Origin of the sequence: Mesorhizobium sp. B2-7-1, assembly GCF_006440735.1 — a bacterium.
GTDB lineage: Bacteria > Pseudomonadota > Alphaproteobacteria > Rhizobiales > Rhizobiaceae > Mesorhizobium.
Genome location: NZ_VFUA01000092.1, coordinates 19,027 through 28,390, shown reverse-complemented (window position 1 = coordinate 28,390; position 9,364 = coordinate 19,027). Strand labels below are relative to the sequence as shown.

Below are 9,364 nucleotides of genomic sequence, written 5' to 3'. Positions count from 1 at the left end.
GTTTCCGATGTGCAGCATATTCTCTCGGCGAAGGCATCCGATCGCGAGAAATGGGTCTCTTGAGCCCCCCTCTCTGGCCTGCCGGCCATCTCCCCCGCAAGGGGGGAGATTGGATGTCGCGCATTCTTTCGCCAATCTCCAGCGTTGGAGAATGGGCGCCGAGCCCAAAGCTGCTGATCTTCCCCCTTGCGGGGGAGATGGCCGGCAGGCCAGAGGGGGGTGCCTCGCGCCCAATCTATCAATGACCACCCGCCCCCCCATCGCCGCCGGCATCGTCAAACTCTTCGCCACCCGCGACACCCACGCGGTCGAAGTCGCCGTGCTGCAGCCGGCCGATCCGTTCCTCGATATGGCGGGCGAGGATCTGCGCCGCCGCATCTTCCTGACCGAAAGCGAGACCGGCAAGGCGCTGTGCCTGCGGCCCGAATTCACCATTCCGGTCTGCCTCGACCACATCGCCAGCCAGGCCGGCACGCCGCGCCGCTATTCTTATCTGGGCGAGGTGTTCCGCCAGCGCCGCGACGGCGGCAACGAGTTCCTCCAGGCCGGCATCGAGGATCTGGGCGACCGCGACACGGCCGCCGCCGACGCCCGCTCGCTGGCCGACGCGCATGCGCTGCTGTCGCTGGTGCTGCCCGGCAAGGCGCTTGCCGTCACGCTCGGCGACCAGACCCTGTTCGAGGCCGTGCTGGCAGCCCTTGGTCTGCCGCGCGGCTGGCGCATGCGGCTCGCGCGCGCCTTCGGCTCGGCGCCGATGCTGGAGGCAGCCCTTGCCGACCTCGCCAACCCGCCGCGCAACAGCCAGCTCTCCGGCCCCGTCGCCTTGCTGGCGCTCGACGGCGATGCGGAAGGCCTTGCCGCGCATATTGCCGAAGGCATGGAGGAGGCGGGGCTGTCGGCATCGTCCGGCCGTGCTCCGGCCGACATTGCGCGGCGGCTGATCGAGAAAGCGCAACTGCGCAGCGTGCGGCTGTCCGATGACGCCTTTTCGGCGCTCAAGGGTTTTCTCGAGATCGACGTCGCGCTCGACAGCGCAACCGCGGCGCTGGAAAAATTCGCCGCCGATGCCGGCCTGTCGCTGGGACCGGCGCTGGAGAACTTCGCCGCCCGCGCCAAGGCGATCGAGGCGCACGGCCTGTCCTCGGCGCAGATCCGCTACGACGCCGCCTTCGGCCGCCCGCTCGATTACTACACCGGCCTCGTCTTCGAGATTGCCGCCGGCGACGGCGACCGCCCGCTGGTCGGCGGCGGCCGTTACGATCGGCTGCTGACGCTGCTTGGCGCGAAGAAGCCGATCCCAGGCGTCGGCTTCTCGGTCTGGCTCGACCGCATCGAAGCCCTGCGGGAGGCCGCGCAATGATCACGCTGGCGATCCCGTCCAAGGGCCGTCTCAAGGAACAGTCCCTCGACGTGCTGGCCAAAGCCGGCCTGGCCGTTACCTTGCCTGAAGACGACCGCAAATACCGTGCCCGTATCGGCGGTCTCGACAATGTCGAGGTGGCCTTTCTGTCCGCGTCCGAGATCGCCGGCGAGATCGGCCAGGGCGCGGTCGATCTCGGCATCACCGGCGAGGACCTTTTGCGCGAGAACCTCGCCGATTGGGAAGCGCGCGCCGAGATCGTCGCCCGCCTCGGCTTCGGCCACGCCGATGTCGTGGTCGCCGTGCCCGACATCTGGCTCGATGTCGACAATATGACCGATCTTGACGACGTCGCCGCCGATTTCCGCCAGCGCCACGGTCGCCGGCTCAGGATCGCCACCAAATACTGGCGGCTGACGCAGCAGTTCTTCTCGCTCAAGCATGGCATCCAGGTCTACCGCATCGTCGAAAGCCTCGGCGCCACCGAAGGCGCCCCGGCTGCCGGCCTGGCGGATGTCATCGTCGACATCACCACCACCGGCTCGACGCTGCGCGCCAACCACCTCAAGGTGCTGGGCGACGGTATGATCCTGAAGTCGCAGGCCTGTCTGGTAGCGTCGAAAAAGTCTCGAGATGCCGCCGATGAGGCGCAGTTGCGCGACATTGCCGCGAAGATGTCAGCAATTACGGGGTAGCGTCGGCGCTGCCCCTCATCCGACCGCTGCGCGGCCACCTTCTCCCCGGTGGGGAGAAGAGGTTGGCGCCGACGCCGACAATCTCCTCTCCCCACCGGGGAGAGGTCAGCCGAGCGAAGCGGAGGCTGGGTGAGGGGCAGTACCTTCGGCGGGTTTCCACCGCCTTTGCAGGCTGATAGGCTCAGTCCATCCCGGGAGGAGACGGCGATGGCGATCAAACTCGACGAGCTCATGAACGCCACCAATCTGCGCCGGCGCGGCGCCAGCGGCAGCTTCATCGCTCCGTTGGGCGGCAAGGCGCATGTATCGGGCGACCGCTCGGTGCCCCTGCTCGACAAGACCATTCCTGAACTGTTTTCCGACACGGTGAGCAGATACGCCACGCTCGACGCCGCCGTCTTCGTCGGTCAGGACAAGCGCTTCACCTGGAGCGAGCTGTCGGACGCGGTCGACGCCTTGGCCGCCGGTTTCCTGGCGCTTGGGCTCGAAAAAGGCGACCGCGTCGGCATCTGGTCGCCGAACCGCTGGGAGTGGCTGGTGACGCAGTTCGCCACCGCGCGCACCGGCCTGATCCTCGTCAACATCAACCCGGCCTACCGGCTGACCGAGCTGGAATACGCGCTGAACAAAGTGGGCTGCAAGGCGCTGGTCACCGCCGCCCAATTCAAGACCTCCGACTATCTCGGCATGATCGAGACGTTGGCGCCGGAGATCGCCAAGGCGGAGCCCGGCAAGCTCAAGGCAAAAAAGCTGCCTTCGCTGAAGATCGTCATCCGTATGGGCGACGACAACTCGCCCGGCATGTTCAATTTCGGCGACGTGCTCGCCATGGCCGGCCGCGACGAGCATGACAGCCTCGACCGCATCTCCGAAGGCCTGAAGCCGGGCGAAGCCATCAACATCCAGTTCACTTCAGGCACGACCGGCGCGCCGAAGGGCGCGACGCTGACGCATTCCAACATCGTCAACAACGGCAATTTCGTCACGTCGGCGATCAGGCTCACCGCTGACGACCGGCTCTGCATCCCGGTGCCGCTCTACCACTGCTTCGGCATGTCGATGGGCACGATGGGCTGCGTCTCCAAGGGCGCGACCATGGTTTTCCCGGGCGAAGGCTTCGATGCCGGCGCGACGCTGAAAGCGGTCGCGCAGGAGCGCTGCACCGGGCTCTATGGCGTGCCGACCATGTTCGTCGCCATGCTCGACCATGCGGATTTTTCCAGCTTCGACCTCTCCAGCCTGCGCACCGGCATCATGGCCGGCTCGCCATGCCCGATCGAGGTGATGAAGAAGGTGGTGTCGCTCATGCACATGTCGCAGGTGACCATCGCCTATGGCATGACGGAGACCAGTCCCGTCTCCTTTCAGAGCAGCATCGACGATCCGCTGGAAAAGCGCGTCTCCACCGTCGGCCGCATCCACCCGCATGTCGAGGTCAAGGCGGTTGGCGCCGACGGCGCTACCGTCGCGGTCGGCGAGCCTGGCGAGCTCTGCACGCGCGGCTATTCGGTGATGAAGGGCTATTGGGACGACGCCGACAAGACCCGCGAGGCGATCGACGCCGACGGCTGGATGCACACCGGCGATCTCGCCACGATCGACGTCGAGGGCTATTGCAACATCGTCGGCCGAGTGAAGGACATGGTCATCCGCGGCGGCGAGAACGTCTATCCGCGCGAGGTCGAGGAATTCCTCTACCGCCATCCCAAGATCAAGGAAGTGCAGGTCTTCGGCATTCCGGACGACAAATATGGCGAGGAGCTCTGCGCCTGGATCGTGCTGAAGCCCGGCCAGATCGCCACCGCCGAGGAGATCAAGGCCTTCTGCGCTGGCCAGATCGCGCATTACAAGGTGCCGCGCTATATCCGCTTCCGCACCGAGCTGCCGATGACGGTGACCGGCAAGCCGCAGAAATTCCTGATGCGCGAGGCGATGGTGGAGGAATTGGGATTGGTGGCGCAGAAGACGGCTTGAAACGGCATTTATGGACAATGAGTTTCCAAATTTCGCGGCGCTGAAAGCCGCCAAAATCGAAAACATAGATTATCGCATAGTCGTCCGGCGTGGAGCGCGAACCGGCAATGCGATCGTCATGGCCCCGCATGGCGGCAAGATCGAGCCGCGCACCTCCCTGATCACCGAGACGATAGCAGGGGGCGATCTCGATATGTATTGCTTTGAAGGGCTGATGCCGGAAAGCAACCGGGAGCTGCACATAACGTCCAGGAACTTCGACGAGGCGACCGCGCTGGAACTGCTGCGGACGAAGTCCACCGTCGTCACGATCCATGGCCGTCAGGATCGGGACGATCCCTCGACAGTCTATCTGGGCGGCAAGGACGCCGCGCTGGTTTCAGAGATAGACTGGCGTCTGCGGGAAACCGGCTTCCAGACGAAGAAGGATGACCATCCGTTTCCAGGTATCCAGGATTCGAACATCGTCAACCGAGGCGTGACGGGGAAAGGAGCACAGTTGGAAGTGCCCTTCTCGCTGCGCCGTCGACTGGGGAACGAGCCGGAACTTCTGGAAAGATTCTGTGGGGCGGTTCGCGAGGCCATCGAGGTATTCGACGCCAGAAATGGCACCCGGTTCTCAACCGTGTTTTGAATGATGCGCTTGGCGGGCAACGATGCCCCAAGGATGTCCAATGAGAGGTGCTCCCCACGCGCTTTTCCGCTAAGTTCGCGAAAACGCGTGGCGTTAGAGCAATTCCAGGAAAAGTGTGAGCGGTTTTCCATCCGGAATTGCGTAAAAACGAAGAGATAGAGCGGTTCGCCGTTTCCGTGAAACGGTGAAACGCTCTAGGGGGCTTGGATGACTGGTTACGGGCGGTCGGTCACTTCCTACACGATGCCGTTGGCCGCGCTGGCGATGGCGCTCGCGGTCAGGGCCAGCGGCCTTTCCGTTGACGAAGGGGCGCTGAACGCCAGGATACTCGTTGGAGCGCTGTCGAGCGTCATCATGTTCGTCACCATTTTCGTGGTGCTCGACCATGCCGAGGCGCTCGCCCGGCGCGTGGGGGAGCCCTACGGAACCTTGGTGCTGACTTTCGCGGTGACGGCGATCGAAGTGTCGATCATCGTCTCCATGATGCTGCATGGAGAAAACAACCCGACGCTGGCGCGCGAGTCCGTCTTCTCGACGGTGATGATCACCTCCACCGGCGTTGTCGGGATCTGTCTCACGCTTGGCGGCTGGCGCTATCGCAAGCAGGCTATCGTCCGGCAAGGCACCAGCGCCTATCTGTCGGTTCTGATCGCGCTGACCGTGATGACGCTTATCCTTCCGACCTACACCCGGGCTACGGATCCCGGCACTTTTTCGGCGGCTCAGCTTGGTTTCGTAAGCGTCCTTTCGGTGCTGCTCTATGCCAGCTTCGTGTTCGCCCAGACCGTCCGGCACCGGGAGGACTTCGTCCAGGGACAGGCGCACGACGTTCCGATGCGAACCGGTTCCTCCGAAAGCACTTCCGTCAGCGCCCTGTTGCTGCTGAGCGGATTGATCGGAATTGTCCTGCTCGCCGAGCAGGTCGCCGCAAGTGTGGAGGATGCGCTCGCCGCCTACCAGGTGACCCAGGCCGACAGCATCGTGGGGGCGTTGATCGCGGCACTGGTTTTGATGCCGGAAGCCATCTCGGCGATCCGCGCCTCGTTCAAGAATGAGCTGCAGCGCAGCCTGAATGTCGCGATGGGCTCGGCCTGCGCCACGATCGGTTTGACGATACCGGCGGTCGCGGCCGCCAGCCTGCTAACGGGCAGGGGGTTGACCCTGGGGCTCCCGGCGTCCGATGCCGTGCTTTTGGCCCTGGCCCTTTTCATATGCAGCGTGAGCTTCAGCACCGAAAGAACGACATTCCTGACGGGAATGGTCCATATCGTGGTGTTTTTTACCTATGTGTTTCTGATCTTCGTGCCGTGAAATTGTTGCGGGCCGGCCATCAGGCGCAGAGCCGCCTCGAAAGGCGCTTCACGCCGCAAGCACCGCCCGATCCAGCCCGCGTATGATCCGCGCCAGTTCCACGCACTCGTCCTGCCGCACCTTGTTCTTCCGCCAGGCCATGCAGATCATGCGCTGCGGCATCGGCTCCTGGAACGGGACGATCCGCAGGTCCGGCATGACGCCGGCGGCACTTGCCGCCATTTCCGGAACCAGTGTCACACCCAGCCCATGCGCCACCATCTGCAAAAGCGTGGTGAGGCTGGTCGCGCCATAGCTTGCCATCGCTACCGGCCGCACATTGCCGCAGACGGCCAGGGCTTGCTCGCGCAGGCAATGGCCTTCCTCCAGCAGCATCAGCCGCTCCAGCGCCGGGCTTTCCGGCGGGACCGGCGGCGAGGCGAAGGCCGGATCGCCGGCGGGAACGGCGAGGAAGAAGCGGTCGGGAAAAAGCCCTTCGGTGACGATCGCCGGCTGGTCGAGCGGCAAGGCAGCGATGAAGGCGTCGAGCCGGCCTGACGTCGCGTCCTCGACCAGGGACGCGGTCACCGCCTCGCGCAGCTCGAGCTGGAGGGAAGGGTAGTGCTTTTTCAGTTCCGGCAGCACATGCGGCAGGAGGTAGGGCGCGACGGTCGGGATGATACCCAGCCGGAAGCGCCCCTCCATGGTCGGGCGGCCGCGCCGGGCAGTCGTCTCGACGTCACGTATGTCGGCCAGAATGCGCTCGATACGCGGCTGCAGGGTAAGCGCCTCGTCGGTCATGCGCACCGTCTTGCCGCCGCGCTCGAACAACAGGCAGTTCAGCCGCTCTTCCATCTCGGCGATCTGCGCGGATAGGGCCGGCTGGCTGACGCCGGCGAGCTTCGCGGCGCGGCCGAAATGCAGCGTCTGCGCCAGCGCGTCGAAATATTGCATCTGCCGGACTGTGAGGCCAATCATAAGAAAATCCTATCAAATGAAACAGGAAAGGCAATTTGTCTTTATCGGCTGGGCAGCCTAGTCTGGATCATTCCAGGTTGGCGCGGCCAGCGGCCGCCCCCGAGAAATTCGGGAAAATCAACCTCGGCAAAATTCAACCTCGGCAAAAAACCTCGGCAGAATCGGAGACTAAGATGGACGCCAAAACCGACGACAACAGCGCTGGCAAATGCCCGGTGGCGCATGGATCCGCCGGACGGACCAACCGTGACTGGTGGCCGAACCAGCTCGACCTTGCGGTCCTGCATCAGCAGTCGAACCTGTCGGACCCGATGGGCGAAGATTTCGACTACGCCAAGGAGTTCGCCAGTCTCGACCTCGATGCGGTGGTCAAGGACCTGCACAAGGTGATGACGGATTCGCAGGATTGGTGGCCGGCCGACTTCGGCCACTACGGGCCGCTCTTCATCCGCATGGCCTGGCACAGCGCCGGCACCTATCGCATCGGCGACGGCCGCGGCGGCGCCGGTGCCGGTCAGCAGCGCTTCGCACCGCTGAACAGCTGGCCGGACAATGCCAATCTAGACAAGGCGCGCCGGCTGTTGTGGCCGGTCAAGCAGAAATACGGCCGCAGGATTTCCTGGGCCGACCTTCTGATCCTCACCGGCAACGTCGCGCTGGAATCGATGGGCTTCAAGACCTTCGGCTTCGCCGGCGGCCGCGCCGATGTGTGGGAGCCGGAGCAGGACGTGGATTGGGGCTCCGAAAGCAAGTGGCTTGGCGATGAGCGCTATTCGGGCGATCGCGAGCTGAGCGGTCACCTCGGCGCTGTGCAGATGGGCCTCATCTACGTCAACCCGGAAGGCCCGAACGGCAAGCCGGACCCGATCGCCGCCGCGCGCGACATCCGCGAGACCTTCGCCCGCATGGCGATGAATGACGAGGAGACTGTGGCGCTGATCGCCGGCGGCCACACTTTCGGCAAGACGCACGGCGCCGGCGATGCCTCGCTGGTGGGCGCCGAGCCGGAAGGCGCCGGTATCGAGGCGCAGGGCCTCGGCTGGTCGAGCAAATATGCGTCCGGCATCGCCGGCGACGCCATCACCTCGGGTCTTGAAGTGACCTGGACGACGACGCCGACCAAATGGAGCAACAATTTCTTCGACAACCTGTTCAATTACGAATGGGAGCTGACGAAGAGCCCGGCAGGCGCGCATCAGTGGACGCCGAAGGCCGGCGCCGGCGCCGGCACGGTTCCGGACGCGCACAACTCTTCGAAGCGCCACGCGCCGGCCATGCTCACCACCGACCTCGCGCTGCGTTTCGATCCGGCCTACGAGAAAATCTCGCGCCGCTTCCACCAGCATCCGGGTGAGTTCGCGGACGCCTTCGCCCGCGCCTGGTTCAAGCTCACCCACCGCGACATGGGCCCGGCTGTCCGCTATCTCGGCCCGCTCGTGCCGAAGGAAGAGCTGATCTGGCAGGATCCGATCCCGGCCATCGACCATGAGCTGGTGAGCGAGGCCGACATCGCTTCGCTCAAGGCGAAGATACTCGCCTCCGGCCTCTCGGTCTCGGAGCTGGTGTCGACCGCCTGGGCTTCGGCCTCGACCTTCCGCGGCTCGGACAAGCGCGGCGGCGCCAATGGCGGCCGTATCCGGCTCAGCCCCCAGAAGGATTGGGAGGTCAACCAGCCGGCCCAGCTCGCCAAGGTGCTCGGCAAGCTGGAAGCGATCCAGAAGGAGTTCAACGCGGCCCAGGCCGGCGGCAAGAAGGTCTCGCTCGCCGACCTCATCGTGCTTGGCGGCGCCGCCGCGGTGGAGAAGGCGGCGAAGGACGGCGGCAATGAGGTCAAGGTGCCCTTCACGCCTGGCCGCATGGATGCCTCGCAGGAGCAGACGGATGTCGATTCCTTCGCTGCGCTGGAACCGAAAGTCGACGGCTTCCGCAACTATGCCCGCGGCAGGTTGCCGATGTCGGTCGAAGCGATGCTGGTCGACCGGGCCCAGCTGCTGACGCTGACCGCGCCGGAACTGGCCGTGCTGGTCGGCGGCCTGCGCGTGCTCGGCGCCAATGCCGGCGGCTCGAAGCACGGCGTCTTCACCGACAGGCCGGGCCAGCTCACCAACGACTTCTTCGTCAACCTGCTCTCGATGGCGGCCATCTGGGATCCGGCGGCCGGCTCCGAGCCCGGCTCGCAAGAAGTCTACGAGGCGCGCGACCGCAAGACCAAGCAGGTGAAATGGACCGGCACCCGCGCCGACCTGATCTTCGGCTCGCACGCGCAATTGCGCGCGCTCTCCGAGGTTTATGGTTCAGGCGATGCCAAGGCGAAGTTCGTCAAGGACTTCGTCAAGGCATGGACGAAGGTGATGAACGCCGACCGCTTCGACATCGCAAAGTAAGGTCGTATCCTCCCAAATGAAAAGGCGCGGGTCATGCCCGCGCCTTTTT

General features: G+C 64.7%; 7 protein-coding genes. 6 read left to right on the top strand and 1 reads right to left on the bottom strand.

Going from position 1 to position 9,364, the window contains the following annotated elements; translation table 11 throughout:
• Nucleotides 1-241: 241 nt before the first annotated feature.
• The 5 genes from FJ471_RS26395 (at nt 242) to FJ471_RS26375 (ending at nt 5,974) form a co-directional block, all read left to right on the top strand.
• Nucleotides 242-1,360 (top strand): ATP phosphoribosyltransferase regulatory subunit, encoded by a 1,119-nt coding sequence (locus FJ471_RS26395; RefSeq protein ID WP_140807659.1) that lies wholly within the window; start codon nt 242-244, stop codon nt 1,358-1,360.
• Entirely contained in the window at nt 1,357-2,055 is a 699-nt protein-coding gene (gene hisG, locus FJ471_RS26390) for an ATP phosphoribosyltransferase (protein ID WP_140807658.1), read from the top strand. Before FJ471_RS26395 ends, hisG begins: the two co-directional genes overlap by 4 nt.
• A gap of 207 nt (nt 2,056-2,262) precedes the next feature.
• Nucleotides 2,263-4,029: an AMP-binding protein gene (locus FJ471_RS26385; protein ID WP_140807657.1), complete on the top strand. Its 1,767-nt coding sequence runs from the start codon at nt 2,263-2,265 to the stop codon at nt 4,027-4,029.
• A gap of 10 nt (nt 4,030-4,039) precedes the next feature.
• Complete coding sequence (locus FJ471_RS26380; protein ID WP_140807656.1) at nt 4,040-4,663, top strand: poly-gamma-glutamate hydrolase family protein; 624 nt, start codon at nt 4,040-4,042, stop codon at nt 4,661-4,663.
• 207 nt (nt 4,664-4,870) lie between these two features.
• Complete coding sequence (locus tag FJ471_RS26375) at nt 4,871-5,974, top strand: calcium:proton antiporter (RefSeq protein WP_140807655.1); 1,104 nt, start codon at nt 4,871-4,873, stop codon at nt 5,972-5,974.
• Between the two features lie 48 nt (nt 5,975-6,022).
• Here the strand turns inward: FJ471_RS26375 and FJ471_RS26370 are convergent, their stop codons facing one another.
• Complete coding sequence (locus tag FJ471_RS26370) at nt 6,023-6,931, bottom strand: hydrogen peroxide-inducible genes activator (protein WP_140807654.1); 909 nt, start codon at nt 6,929-6,931, stop codon at nt 6,023-6,025.
• A 173-nt stretch (nt 6,932-7,104) separates the two neighbouring features.
• On the opposite strand from FJ471_RS26370, the gene katG reads away from it, so the two are divergent.
• Complete coding sequence (gene katG / locus FJ471_RS26365) at nt 7,105-9,315, top strand: catalase/peroxidase HPI (RefSeq protein WP_140807653.1); 2,211 nt, start codon at nt 7,105-7,107, stop codon at nt 9,313-9,315.
• Nucleotides 9,316-9,364: the final 49 nt, after the last annotated feature.

Bases quoted from the DNA above. Each gene is read 5' to 3' on its own strand.
- FJ471_RS26380 (WP_140807656.1), top strand. From the start codon at position 4,040: ATGGACAATGAGTTTCCAAATTTCGCGGCGCTGAAAGCCGCCAAAATC.
- FJ471_RS26370 (WP_140807654.1), bottom strand. From the start codon at position 6,931: ATGATTGGCCTCACAGTCCGGCAGATGCAATATTTCGACGCGCTGGCG.
- FJ471_RS26375 (WP_140807655.1), top strand. From the start codon at position 4,871: ATGACTGGTTACGGGCGGTCGGTCACTTCCTACACGATGCCGTTGGCC.
- katG (WP_140807653.1), top strand. From the start codon at position 7,105: ATGGACGCCAAAACCGACGACAACAGCGCTGGCAAATGCCCGGTGGCG.
- FJ471_RS26395 (WP_140807659.1), top strand. From the start codon at position 242: ATGACCACCCGCCCCCCCATCGCCGCCGGCATCGTCAAACTCTTCGCC.
- FJ471_RS26385 (WP_140807657.1), top strand. From the start codon at position 2,263: ATGGCGATCAAACTCGACGAGCTCATGAACGCCACCAATCTGCGCCGG.
- hisG (WP_140807658.1), top strand. From the start codon at position 1,357: ATGATCACGCTGGCGATCCCGTCCAAGGGCCGTCTCAAGGAACAGTCC.